Source organism: Sphingobium sp. CFD-1 (genome assembly GCF_024611115.1).
Taxonomy (GTDB): Bacteria; Pseudomonadota; Alphaproteobacteria; order Sphingomonadales; family Sphingomonadaceae; genus Sphingobium; species Sphingobium baderi_A.
This window is the reverse complement of record NZ_CP084398.1, coordinates 1,437,223-1,453,855: the sequence shown is the minus strand read 5'-3', so window position 1 is coordinate 1,453,855 and position 16,633 is coordinate 1,437,223. Positions and strand designations below refer to the sequence as shown.

Here is a 16,633-nt window from a genome sequence, read left to right as displayed (position 1 = left end):
AAGTTATATTGGCGCAACTCACGAGGCAGCCTGTCGGCTGCCTCTTTTTTTGTGCATCTGATACTTTGCTGCTGACGCGGACCTCCCCGTCAGCGGCTATTTTCGGGCGGCAGTGCGGGTCAGTTCTGTCACATCCCGACGATTGACCGCGCCGGCTCAAGTGTCGACCCGAGCTGCCTTTTTCCCGTGCCCGGCACCGGATCTTTCCGACCGAAAATACCATGCCTTGGTCAGCTCGGTAGCCACGATGTAGCCCAGGACAATCGCGGCAATCGCAATCAGCTGAGGTGCCGAGAGCGGCACGAAGCCAAAGACCGAAGTCAATGTTCCCAGGAAGGGAATGGCGAATGTCGCGGCAACCACGGCAATGGTCGACCACAGCAGCAATTGGCTAGGCTTGCTGCGGAACACAGGCCTGTGGGTCCGCAGGACGAGCACGACGGCCAGTTCCGTCAACAGCGAAATCATGAACCACGATGTCTGGAAAGACGCCTCGCTCGCCCGGAATACGAGCACGAGCAGGGCGAACGTCAGGATGTCAAACACCGAACTGACCAGCCCGAAGACCATCATGAACTTGCGGATTTCCGAAACATTCCAGCGCTGCGGCCGGGTGACCCGCTCGGGATCGACATTGTCGCTGGAAATCGCGACCGAGGGCACATCGGAGAGAAAATTGTTCAGCAGGATCTGCTTGGCGGCAAGCGGCAGGAACGGAAGAAGCGGGGTCACCAGCGCCATGCTGATCATGTTTCCGAAGTTGGCGCTGGTAGTGATCGCGATGTATTTGAGCGTATTGGCGAATGTCTCCCTGCCGTCCTCGACGCCCGAACGCAGCACATCGAGATCGCGGCTCAGCAGGATGATGTCGGCGCTCTCGCGGGCAACATCGACGGCTTCCTCAACGGAAATACCGACATCAGCCGCATGAAGTGCCGGCGCATCGTTGATGCCATCCCCCAGATAGCCGACGGAGTGGCCCGTGCGCTGCAACGCACGGACAATCCGCTCCTTCTGTTGCGGGTCGATCTCGACGAACAGGTCGGTCCGGGGCGCCAGGTGCCACAGCGCCTCGTCCTTGAGCCTGGCCAGTTCTTCTCCCGTCAGCATCGACCTTGCATCAAGACCGACAGCCTCCGCCAGATGCGCCGTGACATGGCGATTGTCGCCGCTGATCACCTTGATGCGGATACCGAGCCGGTTGAGGTTCTCGATCGTGCGCCGTGCATCGGCCTTGGGCGGATCGAGAAAGACCAGGAAGCCGCGAAAGACCATGTCGCACTCGTCTCCGCGGTCATAGTCCGGCTTTACCGCAACCCGCCGCGTGGCGAGCGCCAGGACCCGGAAGCCCTCAGCGCCCTTGGCCTCGAACACCGCGTCCAGGCGCGCCCGTGCCTCGGCATCCAGCGGAACCTGGGCGCCGTCGCGGTGGAAGAATGTGCAGTTAGCGAGGACGTTGGCAAAGGCTCCCTTGGTGATGAAGAGGTGCTGCGCGGGGCAGTCGTCCTCGGCCACGACGATGGTCAGCATACGGCGCATGAAGTCGTAGGGGATTTCGTCGATCTTGTTGAAGCCCTGCTTCGTCAGCCCGGCGCTTTCGCCGGCCGCGACAATCGCGGTATCGAGCGGGTTCTCGATCCCCGTCTCGAAGGCCGCGTTCAGAAACGCGAGTTGCCGAACCTCATCCGAAGGCTGACTGGCAGAGTCCAGCACCTCGCTCAGGATGAGCGTCCCCTCCGTCAGCGTCCCGGTCTTGTCGGTGCACAGGATGTCCATGCTGCCGAGGTTCTCGATCGCATCGAGCCGGCGCACGATGACGCCCCGCTTGCTCATCGCCCGGGCCCCTGCGGACAAGGTCACGCTGATGATCGCCGGCAGCAGTTCGGGCGACAGTCCCACCGCCAGCGCCACGGCGAACAGCAGCGACTCCATCACCGGGCGGTGGAGCAGCAGGTTCACCGTCAGCACGAAGAGCACGATGACGATCATGACCCGGATGAGCAGATAGCCGAATTGCCTGACGCCGCGGGCAAAGTCCGTTTCGGGCTGCCGTGCCTTCAGCCGCGCCGCAATGGCGCCGAACTCGGTCGCGCGGCCGGTCTTGACCGCGAGCACCTTCGCCGCACCACTGCGGACCGAGGCCCCAAGGAACACGGAATTGGTGCGTTTGGTTATCGGCGCGTCTGGGGCGACGATGCCGGGGCGTTTTTCGACCGGAAAGGACTCGCCGGTCATGCTCGCCTCGCTGACCAGAAAGTCTGCGGCCTCGATCACCAGGCCATCGGCGGGGATGAGGTTGCCGGCCGACAGTAGCACAACGTCCCCGGGGACAATCATTTTGACCGGCAGGTCCCGTTCGACACCGTCTCGCAGAACCCGGGCGGTCAGCGCCAGACGCTTCTTGAGTTCCTCTACCGCGGACGATGCCCGGTATTCCTGGAAGAAGCTGAGCAGCGAGCTGCCAAGGACAATCGCCAGTATGATGGCCGCATCCACCCATTGCTGGAGCACCAGCGAGATGACAGCGGCAAAGGCCAGGATGAGAACGAGTGGGCTTTCGAACTGGCGAAGCAGCAGGCGCAGAGCGCTCAGACGCGCGTTATCTTCGACGCTGTTGGGGCCGACGAGGCCGAATTGCGTTGCCGCCTGAACGGACGAGAGGCCGACCGGGCTGGTCTCAAGCGATGCCGTCAACGTGGACGGGTCTTGGCTCCAGTAGGGAATATCTTCACTTGCCCCGCCCATTCCCGTTTCCAATCGCCCCAGCTCTGATCCCGATCAGACTTTCAAACCCTCGTTACGCGCATCAAGCTGTCGGCGCACCAGCAGAAGCCTCAACACAGTCAGAACTGCAAACAGGGATGCGGCATTGAACTGCCGCCCGCATCGCGATGCCTGTCACCAGATTGGACATCCCGTATGCGGTGCCCCTGCGCTCAAATGGGGCGGCGACTGCAACCCTCATACGACAGTACCGAAAATCGCCCCGATGCCTGCCGTCAGCGCCATGGCGAGTGCGCCCCAGAAGGTCACACGCAGGGTGGCCCGGATCACATTGGCACCACCCGCCTGCGCCCCGATCCCTCCGAGCAAAGCGAGAAAGACAAGCGAGGCGATCGAGACGCCCGCAACCAGAAATGAACGCGGCATCAGCAGGACCATGACGAGAGGCATCGCGGCGCCAACGGAGAATGTGGCAGCCGAGGTCAGGGCTGCCTGGATCGGGCGGGCTGCGGTGACTGCCGATATGCCGAGTTCGTCTCGGGCATGAGCGCCAAGCGCGTCTCTCGCCATCAACTGGTCGGCAACCTGGCGCGCAAGGTCAGGCTCGACACCGCGCTCCGTGTAAAGACGAGTCAGTTCCTCCCGTTCGAATTCCGGCTGCCCGGCAAGCTCCGCCCGTTCGCGCGCGAGATCGGCCTGTTCGGTGTCCGATTGTGAGCTGACAGAAACATATTCGCCCGCCGCCATCGACATGGCCCCGGCGACGAGGCCGGCGACGCCTGCGATCAGAACCTCGGAGGTGGCGGCGGATGCCGCCGCCACGCCGACGATCAGGCTCGCGGTCGAGACGATCCCGTCATTGGCGCCGAGCACAGCCGCCCGCAACCAACCGATGCGCGCGACGAGATGGCTTTCCGGGTGTTGGCGAAGACGGGACACGGGCATGGCTCCTGATAATCGTTCTACACTACTCGCCAAAGCGAACTCGCATGGCAGCGCTGACGCTGCAGAAGGGCGACACAGATCATTTCGGGACGATGGCGGATAACGATCAGCAAGTCAAAAGCCGTTGCCGCAGGCGAACGCGCGGATGCTCAATGCGCGAGCGCCTTTTGCAGACCGAGCGCCACGCAGTGGGCATGGTTGTCTGCCACTGTCACGGTCAGGCCCGTGGCGTCAGCGACGGCCCGACTGACAAGGCCGATGGCTGCACTTCCGCCAGTCAGGACAATGCCGCCATCGTGAATGTCGCGGCTCAGTTCAGGCGGTATCTGACCGAGCAAATTGACCACCATTGCGGCAATTCCCGCTACGTGTTTCTCCACCACCGGGTGCAAATCGCCAACGGGAATACCAATCGCTGCGGGAAGTCCGGTGGCCAGATTGCGTCCCTTGATCCGGATATCGACACCGGCGTCCACGCCCTCATGCAGCATTTTGACGAGGTCGCGCTTGGCCTGCTCTGCCGTGCTGGCGCCGATCAGGAACTTGTGTCGGAAATGAAGATAGTCGGAAATCGCAAGGTCCAGAGCATCGCCTCCGCCGCGAAGCGATGCGGCCGCGCATATCCCGCCAAGCGACAGTACGGCTGCTTCCGTGGTCCCTGCCCCGCATTCAACGATCATGGTGCCTCGCGGAAGCTCGATCGGAAGGTCAGCGCCCAGCGCAGCCACAAGGGGTTCGGCGAGCAACTGAACGGATCCGAGGCCAGCGTCGTTCGCCGCCGTGAACAGAGCACTGCGTTCGGCATTGGTTGCATCGGCGGGTACGCCGATTATTGCGCGGAACGAGCGCAGCCTCCTCTGGCCCACACTCGACCGCACGGCATAAGTCAGATAATCGCGTGCCGCAGCGATGTCGCTCAGGACCCCGCGGTTGAGGGGGCGGACCACCCTCATGGATCCCGAAGTTCGATCCAGCATGGACCTGACAGCGGAGCCTGCAGCCACCAGTTCTCCGCGATCCGCCTGCCCCGTGAAGCAGCACAGCGACGGCTCGTCGAACAAGACGCCGCCGCTGGACGATACGACGCGCGTGTTCGCGGTGCCGAAATCGATCGCGAAATCAGGCTTGCCCATGGCTTGAAACAGTCTCTTCATCTTGCCCGGGTAGCAGTTGCGGCCTGGGATGTCTCCCGAAGGCGGTTGGGCGGCATCTGCATGGCCAGCAGGCCCATTCCTGCCGCACCCGAAACACTGCGTCGATCCGCCCAATGGTGCGGCACGCCTCGACGCAAATTTCCGCGACGACCGCTACTGGATCGGCGGCGTATAGTCGCGGCGCTGGAGCGTTGTCATATATGCGGCAAGGTCATCGATTTGCTCGGGATCGATGGCAAAGTTCATCATCGCTGGGAAATTATGGGAATCGCGCAGCCAGGGTTTGAGTGAGAACGGCGGAGCAATATTCGACCACGCTAGCGGCGGGATAGTCCTGCTGCGGGCGGCGTAAAAGTCGTCCACCTTGAAGCCTTTCTGCCAAGTCAGGGAGGTGTGGGGATCTACAGCGTGGAACTTTATCTTCAGGTCCGTTTGGCTTGCGCGGATGGCATGAGCCAGCGGGCGGCGGCGAAGCGTTTCAATGTGTCGCGCGACACGGTGCGCAAGATGCTGTCGTTTTCATCGCCACCGGGTTACCGGCGTCAATCTGTCCCGCAGCGCCCGAAGCTGGACGGGTTTGTGGCGATCATTGATGGATGGCTTGAAGGGGACCGCTGCGTCCCGCGCAAACAGCGCCATACGGCGAAGCGGGTATTCGACCGCTTGCGCGCCGAGCATGGTTTCACCGGCGGCTATACGATCATCAAGGATTACATCCGCGAGCGTGAGCAACGCAGCCGGGAGATGTTCGTGCCGCTGGCCCACCCGGCGGGGGATGCGCAGGCCGATTTCGGGGAAGCGCTGGTGGAGATCGGCGGGGTGCAGCAGAAGGCCTACTTCTTCGCACTCGATCTGCCGCACAGTGATGCCTGCTATGTGCGGGCCTATCCGGCGGCGGTGGCGGAGGCTTGGGTTGACGGACACGTTCATGCCTTCGCGTTCTTCGGCGCGGTGCCGCGTTCCATCGTTTACGACAACGATCGCTGCCTTGTGGCGAAAATCCTGCCAGACGGCACGCGCAAGCGTGCCACGCTGTTCAGCGCTTTCCTGTCGCATTATGTGATCCGCGACCGCTATGCCCGTCCGGGCAAGGGGAACGAGAAAGGCAATGTGGAAGGGCTGGTAGGTTACTGCCGCCGCAATTTCATGGTGCCGATCCCGAAGTTCCCGACCTGGGAGGCCTTCAACCTATGGCTGGAGGAGCAATGTCGCAAGCGCCAGCAGGAGAAGGTGCGCGGGGAGAGCGAGACGATCGATGAGCGCTTGCAGCGCGATCTGGCGGCCATGCAGCCTCTGCCCGCTACACCCTTCGAGGCCTGCGATCAGACGAGCGGGCGGGTCTCCTCGCAATCTCTGGTGCGCTACAGGACCAACGATTATTCGGTTCCGGTAGTCTGGGGCCATCAGGAGGTCTGGATCAGGGCCTATGTCGATGAAGTGGTGATCGGATGCCGCAGCGAAGTTATCGCCCGTCATTCTCGTTGCTATGCCCGCGAGGAGGTTATCTTCGCCCCGCTCCACTATCTCCCGCTGATCGAGCAGAAGATCAACGCATTCGACCAGGCCGCGCCTTTGCAGGGCTGGGATTTGCCCGAAGCGTTCACGACACTGCAGCGGTTGATGGAAGGCCGCATGCACAAGCATGGCAGGCGTGAATATGTACAGGTGCTGCGCCTGTTGGAAACGTTCACCCTCGCCGATCTCCAGGCGGCGGTGGAACAGGCCATTGATCTTGGCGCCATCGGCTTCGATGCCGTCAAGCACCTCGCCCTGTGCCGGGTCGAACGCGTACCGCCCAGGCTGGACCTGGACGTCTATCCCTTCCTGCCACGCACAACGGTCGAGAAGACCTTTGCCAGAGCCTATCTGAGCCTGCTCTCCGACCAGCAGGAGGCCGCATGAGCGATCAGACCCCGGAGCTTCTTCTCGCTCACAATCTCAAGGCACTCAAGCTGCCTACGTGCCTGCGAGAGCACCACAAGCTCGCCCGGCAATGTGCCGCTGAAGGCGTCGATCATATCCGCTTCCTCGCCCGCCTTGTCGAGATGGAGATGATCGACAGGGAGCGTCGTATGGTCGAGCGGCGCATCAAGGCCGCGCGCTTCCCCGCCGTCAAAAGCCTCGACAGCTTCGACTTCACCGTCATCCCCAGGCTCAACAAGATGCAGGTGCTCGAGATGGCGCGCTGCGAGTGGATCGAGCGGCGTGAGAACGCCATCGCTCTGGGGCCATCGGGCACCGGAAAGACGCACGTAGCGTTGGGGCTCGGACTGGCAGCATGCCAGAAAGGGCTGTCGGTGGGCTTCACCACTGCGGCGGCGCTGGTCAGCGAAATGATGGAGGCGCGCGACGAGCGGCGTCTCCTGCGCTTCCAGAAGCAGATGGTCGGATACAAACTGCTCATCATCGACGAACTGGGCTTCGTACCGCTCTCCAAGACCGGCGCCGAACTGCTGTTCGAGCTGATCTCCCAGCGTTACGAACGCGGCTCCACCTTGATCACCAGCAACCTGCCCTTCGACGAATGGACCGAAACCTTCGGATCCGAGCGTCTCACAGGCGCGCTCCTCGATCGCCTGACCCATCACGTCAGCATCCTCGAGATGAACGGCGAAAGCTATCGCCTCGCTCACAGCCGGGCCCGCAAGGCCAAAATCAGACCCTGAAAAGCAAGCCAATGCCGGGGGGAGTGGCCCTCGGGCTACGCCCTCACGCCACTCCCCCCGGCGTGTAACACGATGGCCTGGTTTTACGCCGCCCCATGGCCGACTTTTGCTCCGCCGTTGACATGTCGTAGAAAATAGGCTGACAGAAAACCGCGCTCGATCACTTGCACACTCGCATCTTAAACCACAGAAGCCCGAGGGTCCTGACGAAGCGCTATGGCGTCAACCGGAAGACGGTGGCGAAGTGGAAGAGGCGCACAGCGGTCAAGGATTATCGGTGGTGAAGAGGTTCAGCTTGTCTGGCACGTCGAGCGTGAAGGAGAATGCCGTGCGCGTCGAGCCGGATCGTGAGTGTACGGTAAGCCAACTCAGCCCCCATCGGCAGGCGGCGGATTAACGAGCATCGCTGACCAGCCGGACTGCACGACCTCGTTACCGTCGCGCACGACCTCGAACATGCGATCTACTACCAGCTTGCCCGAGCGCGTCTCGCGGATCGTACCGATGGTCAGGCGAAGGCGCAGTTCATCGCCCACGAAGATGGGCAGCAGGAATTTCCATTCGCGGATGTCGAGCATGGCGACTGCGAGGTCGGTCATTTCCTCGATGGTATTGTATAATCCCATCGACAGTGCGATCCCGAAGGGGCCGTGCGCGATGATCCGGCCCATCGCCGTCTGCGCGGCATAGGCTGGATCGACGTGCATCGGGTGGCGATCGCCCGAGACTTGGGCGAAGCGGAGGAAATCCTCGTGCGTGACCCGGCGCGCGCCCGAAACGAACTGGCGCCCTTCAAGGAGGATCGTGTGCCGGCCCGCGGGCATGATCACGCGCCTTGCGCCGAAAGGAACTTGCGCATGCTCTTCTGCCAGCGCTGCGGATCGTCGGCTTTCTGGCGAAAATAGCGCGCGACCTCGGGGTGCGGCAGGATCAGCGGCGCTTCCTCGCGAATGCCTTCGACGATCGCCGCCGCCGCGTCCTGCGCGCTGATCACGCGGCCCGCCGACTTATAGCCGAGTTCGCCGCCTCGCCGACCAACGTCGCCGCCAGCATCGGCGTGTCAACGGTCTGTGGGCAGACCACGCTGGTGCGGACGCCCTGGTCGGCATACGTGATCGCGAGCCATTCGGAGAGCCGACCAGCCCCAATCGAGCGCGACGCAGCTATACCAGCCGTGGTCGTTGATGCGCTTGCCCGGCAGCCCGATCCACATGCGGCAGCTTGGCAGCGAAATAACCGGCCGGGAGCTGGTATCGCTTTTCGATGCGGCCGAGCAGTTCGAGGCTCGTCACCGAACGAGGCACCTTGGTCCCGGCTACCCAATGCGCGATCGTCTTGCGGTCGACCCGGTCTTTCGGGCCGGTGATCGCCTTGTGCAGATGCCAGACGGTGTCACCGTGGCGCTCGATATGGAAGGCAAGGGCTTCGTGGAATGCATCCTTGTCCGCCCATATCGCGGACTTGGCTTGCGGCAGTTCGACGACAGGACGCGGCTTTGGACCACGCTTCTTTTTCAGTGATGGCGGAATGGCCCGAGTGGAAGAGATGCGCTTGCGACGGGCCTTCGGTATCATGAAATAAGGTCTATCCTGTAACGACTTATGGAGCGGGGTCAGGCTCCTTACAAGATCGAGCTCGTTACGGAACAGAAATCGTCATCGTCGTAACCGGATTGGCTGACCGAAGAGTATCATGCCATCGAAGGCTACCGTCTTCATATGCACAGCCTTCACGCCAGAATATGCTGGCTGGCAGTGCTTGCGCCATCATTTCGTGCTGGGTGAATGATATTCACAGAACTGTAGATTTTGTGATCGAAATTCGCGATCCGTGAACGAGATTCGCAGACGATCCGGGCCTAGTGGTAGTTTTTCACGGAAAGACTATGGGCCCATGCCCCTCACCGCCAGTGAACGATTTTCGCGGGCGGGCACACCTGAACCGGTAACACCAGTCGGCTATGCAGCCCTGATGGCCACCTACGATCTTTCTATCTATTCCTTCGCCGGTCAGAAGTTCTTAAGAACTTCTAGCCCATCAAGCCCAGCGCCTCGCAAAATGCCCCCGGAGTAAGAAGCCGTGCGCGCTGAAAACTGCCGCGTTGCAGGAGCCCGGCACGTCTATCTCCGGTAACGAGAAAATCCGCGTCGCTGGCGAGGACCATGCCCAACAGGAAATCATCGTCGGGATCGCTTGATCCCGCACCATCCGGCAAGGCCGGGAGTTGGTCCAGCACGATCGCACGATCGAGATTATTGATCATGGTGCCAATGCGGTGGTTCGGCAGGATAGCCTTCAATTTGGGGTAGCGACTTACACGCCGCAGCTCGTCCAGTTGCAGGCGGCATGTTACCAGCTCGAAGCGACCACTGCGCCAGGCACGATAGATCGCCTCTGGCGGGCTATGTCGTGAGATCAGAGCGGCAACCAGGACATTGGTGTCCACGATCACGCGCATCAGTTATGGCGCGCCCACTGGACAGCTTCATCGATCAGGTCCGCAAGGTCCACCTCGCCGATATCGGCGGTGGCGTCCTTAGCCTGCTCCACGGCCTGTTCAAACAGATAGGTCCGAACCGCCTGCTCGATAAAACGCGATAGGTCGCCTTTGCGGCCTCCGCCTTGGGCGGCCAAGAACATCCGTACGGATTGATCCGTGTCCGGCGACACAGCGATATTCCAGCGGACGGACGACATGGCAAACTCCGGTGTATTGACGCTTTTACACATATACACCGATAAGCGGGAATTTCAACCTGCCGCCTTCCGCGATCTCCTTCCCCTTTGCTCGCGGCTGCACCAACGAAAGGTGAAGAAAGATATCGGCTGACGTCGAGACACATGTTGACCTGGAAGGCAAGAAGCCATTGACCGGGAGCAAAAGCAGCAAATATTGCACTTTTCGGAAAGAGATTGGATCAGGAGGTTTCAGGCGGGCCCAGAACGGAAATGAGGCGCCGAAAATAGCGGGGCCGATGCCTTCCCTTGTGGCAAATTCCAAGCTATAAAATTGGATCGAAGAAGCACAGGGTTCAAAACAAGAAAATATAATAATATCAATATTTTGTGAGACCATACTGACTCTTAATCAGCGGGTCCTTGGTTCGAGCCCAAAAAAAAGTGCGTCCACCACCTTTTTCTGCCGTTTTCCCGTCATCATCATCGGACTCGCGTAGAGCAGTTGGGAAGTCAGTTGGGAGAATCCGTTCTCCTTTCGAGCTTCCGGATGGCCGATTCTGCTAGGCGCGGATCGCGTTTCAGATAGTGGGCATCCAGGATCGCAGCGACATCGCGAAGCGAGTGTCCGGTGATCGTCGCAATCTCCGCTTCGCTACATCCGGACAGCGCCAACCGCGTGACGGCCGTGCCGCGAAGATCGTGAAAGGTGACGCCCACCACGCCCGATTTCGCACACGCCTTGCGCCATGAAGCGCGGAAGCCGGACTCGGTCCAGGCCGTGCCGCCTTCGGTCGCCAGGATTGTCAGGGGACGCGGTTTGCCCTCTTCCATCTCGGCCAGCTTGCGCTTTGCTTCCTCCAGCGCCGCCTTCAGCGGTGCGCCCACGGGGATGATGACGCGGGCACCCGTCTTGCTTTGCTTCAGGCGAATATGCGTGCCGTTGTATGCGCTCCAGGTGAGCTTCAACAGGTCGCCTTGTCGCTGGCCGGTCCACAGCGCCAGAATGAGCGCCAGGCGCAAATGCACGGGAGCCTTTTCCATGAAGGCGGCTTCGTCTTCATCGCTCCACACGCTTTCGGAGCGGGTGGACCTATAGAGGCGGCCGGGACGCTCGCACGGATTAGTGAGCACGAGTCCACGATTAAAGCCCCATGCGATCATGCGCGCCAAGACGCTGAAGCGATAATCGGCTTGCCGCCGCGATACCGCGCCAACGCGATCCCGCCATGCCAGAAACTCCCCGCGCGTGCGCCGGTCATCCATCGCCTTCAGCGGGAAATCGCCGAACTCCGTTTCGATATGCTTGATGTGCTTCTTGTAATCGGCGCGCGTCTTCGCGGCCAATGACGTGAAATCGGAAGACACTTGGAAGGCGTCAATGACGGACTGGAGCGTATCTTTCGGGATGCGGCGCTGCGCTTCCACAGCGGCGTGATAGCTGGCGATGAACTCCGGCGATCCCGGCTCGCCCTCCAGTCTTGGGCCGCCCTTGCCTAGGTAATAGTAAATCCTCTCGCTTCCGTCCGCGAGTTTCTTCTTGGTGCGATTCAGCCCCTTCAGGTTAATGCGTGTCACGCTTCGCCTTCCATTGGTCAAAGGGAGTCGCCGGTTCGGAAGTTACTTCCGTCCGATGATCGAAGATAAATGTGCCATCGGGAAGCACAAGCGTCCGCACCATGGGCAAGCCCGCTGCCTTCACACCTTTAGCGGCGCGGGTCAGTTCGGCTTGCTTGAATGGAGCGGGACGCTTGGCCATGACACTGCTATCTTCCAACGCCCGCAGTTACGACGCCTGCCCGTCCAAGATCATCATTTTGCCGGCCCCATAGGTTTCACCATCCAGTTCGATCGCGCCACGTGCAACATAGACCGCGCGCTCGGGTTGATCTGTCGGGATGCCCGCAACCGCATCGGGCACCATGTCGAGATGGGCATAGAAAAGCGGAGAATGGGTGCGCGCAGCGGCCTTGAGTCCATAGGCTGCACCGGCAATCAGATGACAGCTCACGCCACCCTCCTCCCAGTGCCGCAGGTCAGCCCCGCCATGATGGGAAAAGCTCGGATCGCTCTCCTCATCCTCCCTGGGCAAGGCAACCCAGGCCTGGATCCCATGTAGATGATTGCCCACCGCGCGGGCCTTCTCGAATCGCTCGCTATGCGTGATACCGCTGCCGGCGGTCATCCAGTTCACCTCCTGCGGGCGGATGGTCTGGACCGATCCCACGCTGTCGCGGTGCATGATCTCACCCGAAAAAAGATAGGTAACGGTGGAAAGCCCGATATGGGGGTGCGGGCGTACATCGAGATCCTGTCCCGCCCCCGCCGCAACGTCGAGCGGTCCCATATGATCGAAGAAAATGAAAGGGCCAATCATCCGCCGCTTGGCTTAAGGAAGCACCCGTCCGACCTCCAGCTCGCCGCTCAGGCTGCGCCGGCGCTGCTCGATTACCATCTCGATCATCCTAACATTCCTGCCTCAGTCGGATCAGCCGTCAACAATATCGGCATATTCGGGATGGCTCGCGAAGAAGCGTGCCATGAAGCTGCATTTCAGCACGGCCTTGCGACCGCTGGCACATATGAGGTCGAACACGCCTGTGGCCAATCTTGTGCCCACGCCCTGACCGGAAAAGGCATAGGGGACTTCGGTATGGATCAGAACCACCCGTCCCTCCTCGATCCGATAATAGGCCGCCGCCAATGCGTCGCCGCCCAGATCCAGCTCAAACCGATGTTCAGCGGGATTATCGATCACCTTATTCGTCATATGTCCGCCTTTCGACGTGGCCGGCAGGGCGCCGGCCATATTTGGTTTCCATCTCCGCTGTGAATCGGGCATTTCATGTTCGATCGCAACCTGTTGCGCCTTGGCATAGCTTTCGATCAGTAACTGATAGGGCGGGAATATGCGGGTATAAATCTCGGCCCATTTTTCCGCATCATCGCGATGCCATGTCTTCTGGATTTCCGATGCGACGGCGGCCGTATCCATTGGCACCACGCCCGCCTGGACAACACGCGCCAGCGTGATTTCTTGCGCCATCTTCGAATAGGTTCCCGACGCATCAACCACCGCGAACACGCGATAGCCATCCTGCACGGCGGCAATAGAGGGGAAGGCCATACAGACACTGGTGATCGTACCCGCAATAATTAGCGTCCCGCGTCCAGTCGCTTTGACCGCTGCAATGAAATCGGGATTATCCCATGCGTTGATCTCGCCCCGGCGGGCCACATATTGGGCATGTGGCGCATTGGCATGGATTTCCGGGATCAGCGGACCATTCGGCCCCTGGGGTACTGACGCGGTCGTGATGACAGGGTTTTGGCCAGCGTCGCGATCGAGGCGAGCGCGCCGGCTCGAGATCGCAATTCAGGCATCGGCATGTCGCCAACGGTCTGGAACAGGCCGCTCTGATGGTCGATCAGCAGCATCACGGAATCGTCAGGATCGATGATCGGTCGGCTGCCGTTGAAATTGGCGGGGGAAGACATGGAATTTCTCCTGCGGAGTGGAGGTCGATCACGGCCAAGGCGTCATGCCGTCTGGCCGTGATCGAAAAAATCAGTCGGCCTTGTCGTAGGAAAACTGGATGCCAGCGGTGCCACCGGTTTCGATGAACAGGTTCATGAAGGCGGGCACGGTCTCGCTGCGTTTCCAGTCACGCTGCAGTTCACAGAAAAGCTGGGGCACCGAGATCATCTTGCCACCGGCTTGCTCGATCCGGCGGAGGCCTGCCTCATGTGCGGCCAGCGATGTCCCCCCAACCGCATCGACCGGAACATAAACTTCATATCCTTCCTTCAGTGCATCGAGCGCCGGGAAGGTCAGGCAGGCTTCGGTCCAGAGCGCGGTCATGATCAGCTTCTTGCGCCCCGTCGCCTCCACTGCCTGGCGAAATTCGATATCTTCCCAGCTGTTGATGCTCGTGCGGTCATAGGTCGGATAATTGGCCAGCGCTTTGCGTACTTGCGGGACCGGCGGGTGGTTGAGGCCGGTTTCGACGTTCACGGTCGAATGCACGATCGGCAGATCATAGGCGACCGCCGCCTTGGCGCAGCCGACGATGTTGTTGAGCAGCAGTTGCCGATCCATCGAGGCGATCGAATTCACCTGGACCGGTTGATAGTCGATGATGATGAAGGCCGAATTTTGCGGTGTCAGCAGATGATCCGCCTTGGGATCGCGGATGGATTCGCTCGTCATGATGGTTCCTTTCCTGTGCAGCTTCCGTAATGAAACGAAGGTCGGCTGGACGCCCGACCGCCCCGTAACCATGGCCCCGGCGATCAGGATGACCGCCGGGGTTGAGGTCGTCAGCCGATCGCCTGCGCGAAACGACCATTGTTGAAGTCATCGACGGCCGCCCGGATTTCCGCCTCGCTGTTCATAACGAAGGGGCCATGACCGACGATCGGCTCGTCGATCGGTTCGCCGGTCAGCACCAGCAATGTCGTGTCGACATCGGCACGGAGTTGAACATCCTGTCCATCGCGACCGAGCAGCAGCATTTCCGCTTCGCCAATCTCATGCTCGCCCGCCACGGTCAGCCGACCACTCAGAACGACCAGCATCGCGACATGGCCTTCGGGCAACGGCAGGCGCATCTCCGCATCGCGGGTCAGGCGCATGTCCCAGACATTGACGGGGGTGAAGGTCCGGGCTGGACCATCAATGCCGTCGAACGCCCCAGCAATCACCCGCACCACGCCGGCACCGCTTGCCAGTTCGACGACAGGGATGTCGGCATTGACGATCGCCTGATAGCCGCCGGGGGTCATCTTGTCCTTGGCCGGCAGATTGACCCACAACTGCACCATGCGAAATGGACCGCCGGTCCGCGCAAAGCTGGGCGAATGATATTCCTCGTGCAATATGCCGCCGCCGGCCGTCATCCACTGCACATCGCCCGGACCGATCACGCCGCCGTTGCCGGCGGAATCCTTGTGCTCGACCTCGCCATCATAAACGATGGTAACCGTCTCGAAGCCACGATGGGGATGCTGGCCAACGCCACGACGTTCCGCAGTGGGTGCGAAATAATGGGGACCAGCATAGTCCAGCAGCAGGAAGGGGCTGATATACTGACCCAGGCCATGGTAGGAAAAAAGCGAGCGAACGGGGAAGCCATCGCCCACCCAATGGCCATGATCATTGCCATAACGGCCCAGAATTTCCTTGGTCATCTTGCACCTCCTGGCAGGGCGACTCCATTTTGCGGCCCTGAACTTGCAGCGAAGATGATCCTGCAATGATGATAGCGAAAGATTGCGATCGGGGACGCAGCGTCCTACTGATGGGACGATGCACGACCTCAATGATCTTTATTATTTCGCCCAGGTGGTCGAGCATGGCGGCTTTGCGCCCGCCGCACGGACCATCCATCAGCCCAAATCCAAACTTAGCCGGCGCATATTATTGCTGGAAGACCGAGTGGGCGTGCGCCTGCTCAATCGTTCCTCGCGGCGCTTCTCCGTCACGGAGGTGGGGCAGGAATATTATCGGCACTGCCTCGCCATGCTGGTCGAGGCCGAAGCCGCCGAGCAGGCGATCGCCGAACTGCGCGCGGAACCCAGAGGTGTCATCCGAATGGCCTGCCCGGTCGGGCTGCTGCAATTCCAGTTCAGCGGCCTTGTCGCTCATTTTGTGAAGGAGCATCCGGCGGTCGATATTCACCTCAAAAGCTTCAATCGTCCGGTCGATCTGATTGCTGAGGGATATGACCTTGCCATTCGGGCGCGTTTTCCGCCGCTCGATGATACGGGGCTGGTGATGCGCAAGCTGGATGACAGCCGGCAATGCTTGGTGGCCAGCCCTGAACTGATCACACGCCCCGTCATCTACCCCGCCGACCTCAATGGACTACCAAGCCTCGATCTGGGGCCGGCACACAACGATTATCAATGGCATCTGGAAAGCAGCGATGGCCAGCGGGCGGCCGTCCGCCATCGCCCACGGATCGTCACTGATGACATGGCAACCTTGCGCGCGGGGGCGCTGGAGGGACTGGGCGTCGTGCAATTGCCTACCCTGCTGATATGGCCAGATGTTATGGCAGGCCGGCTGGTTCATCTCCTGCCGGATTGGCGTCCTCCGGCGGCGATCGTCCATGCCGTATTTCCTTCGCGCAGGGGGTTGCTGCCGTCGGTTCGGGCACTTCTAGATTTCTTTGTCAGAGAATGTGCGGTTCAACGCGCCGCCGCCGAGAATGCCTTGAAGACATGAACGCCCCTTCCCGGCTGTTTAGCCGTCGATTTTTAATCCCGACAAGCTGACGGTCGGCTTACTGGAGCGTTAAGACCATAAGCCTCCGGTAAACTCGGGGCGGTTCACTCAGTAAGATTGATACATCCCTCTCAGTTGGGAGAGTTCCCCACATTTCACAGCTCCGAAATTGGTGGGTCGCCCGCTCAGAACTGCATTTCAGATAGTTAGAATCGAATATTGTGCCTGATCTTTGATCC

19 protein-coding genes are annotated in these 16,633 nt (G+C 60.8%); 3 read left to right on the top strand and 16 right to left on the bottom strand.

The genetic code is table 11. The features are described 5' to 3' along the window. Positions 1 to 156: 156 nt before the first annotated feature. From mgtA to LDB26_RS07515, 4 genes are all read right to left on the bottom strand, one after another. Entirely contained in the window at positions 157 to 2,745 is a 2,589-nt protein-coding gene (gene mgtA / locus LDB26_RS07530; protein WP_257541479.1) for a magnesium-translocating P-type ATPase, read from the bottom strand. A 216-nt stretch (positions 2,746 to 2,961) separates the two neighbouring features. Then, positions 2,962 to 3,663 carry a VIT family protein gene (locus tag LDB26_RS07525; protein ID WP_257541477.1) on the bottom strand — a complete coding sequence of 234 codons (702 nt, stop codon included), beginning with the start codon at positions 3,661 to 3,663 and terminating at the stop codon, positions 2,962 to 2,964. Positions 3,664 to 3,818: 155 nt separating this feature from the next. Next, a complete protein-coding gene (locus LDB26_RS07520) occupies positions 3,819 to 4,802 on the bottom strand; it encodes a rod shape-determining protein (protein ID WP_257541475.1) in 984 nt (327 codons plus the stop codon). 174 nt (positions 4,803 to 4,976) lie between these two features. Next, on the bottom strand, positions 4,977 to 5,186 hold the full coding sequence (locus LDB26_RS07515; RefSeq protein WP_257541473.1) for a hypothetical protein: 210 nt from the start codon (positions 5,184 to 5,186) through the stop codon (positions 4,977 to 4,979). A 45-nt stretch (positions 5,187 to 5,231) separates the two neighbouring features. Between LDB26_RS07515 and istA the strand changes: the two genes are divergently transcribed. Beyond that, positions 5,232 to 6,725, top strand: coding sequence for an IS21 family transposase (gene istA, locus LDB26_RS07510; RefSeq protein ID WP_257541944.1), 1,494 nt, complete (start codon positions 5,232 to 5,234; stop codon positions 6,723 to 6,725). After that, positions 6,722 to 7,489 carry an IS21-like element helper ATPase IstB gene (gene istB, locus LDB26_RS07505; protein WP_213500153.1) on the top strand — a complete coding sequence of 256 codons (768 nt, stop codon included), beginning with the start codon at positions 6,722 to 6,724 and terminating at the stop codon, positions 7,487 to 7,489. The genes istA and istB overlap by 4 nt, the downstream gene beginning before the upstream one ends. A gap of 368 nt (positions 7,490 to 7,857) precedes the next feature. Here istB and LDB26_RS07500 read toward each other — a convergent pair whose 3' ends face one another. From LDB26_RS07500 to LDB26_RS07445, 12 genes are all read right to left on the bottom strand, one after another. Then, positions 7,858 to 8,313, bottom strand: a complete 456-nt coding sequence (locus LDB26_RS07500; RefSeq protein ID WP_257541471.1) for a MaoC family dehydratase — start codon at positions 8,311 to 8,313, stop codon at positions 7,858 to 7,860. 2 nt (positions 8,314 to 8,315) lie between these two features. Beyond that, entirely contained in the window at positions 8,316 to 8,483 is a 168-nt protein-coding gene (locus LDB26_RS07495; protein WP_257541469.1) for a hypothetical protein, read from the bottom strand. Between the two features lie 169 nt (positions 8,484 to 8,652). Further along, the gene (locus LDB26_RS07490; RefSeq protein WP_257541467.1) at positions 8,653 to 9,063 is read right to left on the bottom strand and encodes a hypothetical protein; all 411 of its coding nucleotides are present in this window, start codon (positions 9,061 to 9,063) and stop codon (positions 8,653 to 8,655) included. A gap of 455 nt (positions 9,064 to 9,518) precedes the next feature. After that, on the bottom strand, positions 9,519 to 9,947 hold the full coding sequence (locus LDB26_RS07485; RefSeq protein WP_257541465.1) for a putative toxin-antitoxin system toxin component, PIN family: 429 nt from the start codon (positions 9,945 to 9,947) through the stop codon (positions 9,519 to 9,521). Continuing rightward, positions 9,947 to 10,186, bottom strand: a complete 240-nt coding sequence (locus LDB26_RS07480) for a ribbon-helix-helix domain-containing protein (protein ID WP_257541462.1) — start codon at positions 10,184 to 10,186, stop codon at positions 9,947 to 9,949. Before LDB26_RS07480 ends, LDB26_RS07485 begins: the two co-directional genes overlap by 1 nt. Before the next feature lie 492 nt (positions 10,187 to 10,678). Beyond that, a complete protein-coding gene (locus LDB26_RS07475; protein WP_257541460.1) occupies positions 10,679 to 11,743 on the bottom strand; it encodes a tyrosine-type recombinase/integrase in 1,065 nt (354 codons plus the stop codon). After that, complete coding sequence (locus tag LDB26_RS07470) at positions 11,730 to 11,924, bottom strand: hypothetical protein (protein ID WP_257541457.1); 195 nt, start codon at positions 11,922 to 11,924, stop codon at positions 11,730 to 11,732. Before LDB26_RS07470 ends, LDB26_RS07475 begins: the two co-directional genes overlap by 14 nt. 27 nt (positions 11,925 to 11,951) lie before the next feature. Then, positions 11,952 to 12,542: a pirin family protein gene (locus tag LDB26_RS07465; RefSeq protein ID WP_231746279.1), complete on the bottom strand. Its 591-nt coding sequence runs from the start codon at positions 12,540 to 12,542 to the stop codon at positions 11,952 to 11,954. A 111-nt stretch (positions 12,543 to 12,653) separates the two neighbouring features. Then, positions 12,654 to 13,433 carry an isochorismatase family protein gene (locus LDB26_RS07460; RefSeq protein ID WP_373886191.1) on the bottom strand — a complete coding sequence of 260 codons (780 nt, stop codon included), beginning with the start codon at positions 13,431 to 13,433 and terminating at the stop codon, positions 12,654 to 12,656. An 8-nt stretch (positions 13,434 to 13,441) separates the two neighbouring features. Further along, on the bottom strand, positions 13,442 to 13,663 hold the full coding sequence (locus tag LDB26_RS07455; RefSeq protein WP_257541453.1) for a hypothetical protein: 222 nt from the start codon (positions 13,661 to 13,663) through the stop codon (positions 13,442 to 13,444). 70 nt (positions 13,664 to 13,733) lie between these two features. Next, a complete protein-coding gene (locus LDB26_RS07450) occupies positions 13,734 to 14,375 on the bottom strand; it encodes a hydrolase (protein WP_257541451.1) in 642 nt (213 codons plus the stop codon). Positions 14,376 to 14,485: 110 nt separating this feature from the next. After that, positions 14,486 to 15,355 (bottom strand): pirin family protein, encoded by an 870-nt coding sequence (locus LDB26_RS07445; protein WP_257541449.1) that lies wholly within the window; start codon positions 15,353 to 15,355, stop codon positions 14,486 to 14,488. A gap of 118 nt (positions 15,356 to 15,473) precedes the next feature. On the opposite strand from LDB26_RS07445, the gene LDB26_RS07440 reads away from it, so the two are divergent. Continuing rightward, positions 15,474 to 16,394 carry a LysR substrate-binding domain-containing protein gene (locus tag LDB26_RS07440; RefSeq protein WP_257541447.1) on the top strand — a complete coding sequence of 307 codons (921 nt, stop codon included), beginning with the start codon at positions 15,474 to 15,476 and terminating at the stop codon, positions 16,392 to 16,394. Positions 16,395 to 16,633 lie beyond the last annotated feature (239 nt).

Excerpts from the sequence above, each read along its gene's own strand:
- mgtA (WP_257541479.1), bottom strand. The coding sequence starts at position 2,745 with ATGGGCGGGGCAAGTGAAGATATTCCCTACTGGAGCCAAGACCCGTCC.
- LDB26_RS07520 (WP_257541475.1), bottom strand. The coding sequence starts at position 4,802 with ATGGGCAAGCCTGATTTCGCGATCGATTTCGGCACCGCGAACACGCGC.
- istB (WP_213500153.1), top strand. The coding sequence starts at position 6,722 with ATGAGCGATCAGACCCCGGAGCTTCTTCTCGCTCACAATCTCAAGGCA.
- LDB26_RS07500 (WP_257541471.1), bottom strand. The coding sequence starts at position 8,313 with ATGCCCGCGGGCCGGCACACGATCCTCCTTGAAGGGCGCCAGTTCGTT.
- LDB26_RS07490 (WP_257541467.1), bottom strand. The coding sequence starts at position 9,063 with ATGATACCGAAGGCCCGTCGCAAGCGCATCTCTTCCACTCGGGCCATT.
- LDB26_RS07485 (WP_257541465.1), bottom strand. The coding sequence starts at position 9,947 with ATGCGCGTGATCGTGGACACCAATGTCCTGGTTGCCGCTCTGATCTCA.
- LDB26_RS07480 (WP_257541462.1), bottom strand. The coding sequence starts at position 10,186 with ATGTCGTCCGTCCGCTGGAATATCGCTGTGTCGCCGGACACGGATCAA.
- LDB26_RS07470 (WP_257541457.1), bottom strand. The coding sequence starts at position 11,924 with ATGGCCAAGCGTCCCGCTCCATTCAAGCAAGCCGAACTGACCCGCGCC.
- LDB26_RS07465 (WP_231746279.1), bottom strand. The coding sequence starts at position 12,542 with ATGATTGGCCCTTTCATTTTCTTCGATCATATGGGACCGCTCGACGTT.
- LDB26_RS07455 (WP_257541453.1), bottom strand. The coding sequence starts at position 13,663 with ATGTCTTCCCCCGCCAATTTCAACGGCAGCCGACCGATCATCGATCCT.
- LDB26_RS07450 (WP_257541451.1), bottom strand. The coding sequence starts at position 14,375 with ATGACGAGCGAATCCATCCGCGATCCCAAGGCGGATCATCTGCTGACA.
- LDB26_RS07445 (WP_257541449.1), bottom strand. The coding sequence starts at position 15,355 with ATGACCAAGGAAATTCTGGGCCGTTATGGCAATGATCATGGCCATTGG.
- LDB26_RS07440 (WP_257541447.1), top strand. The coding sequence starts at position 15,474 with ATGCACGACCTCAATGATCTTTATTATTTCGCCCAGGTGGTCGAGCAT.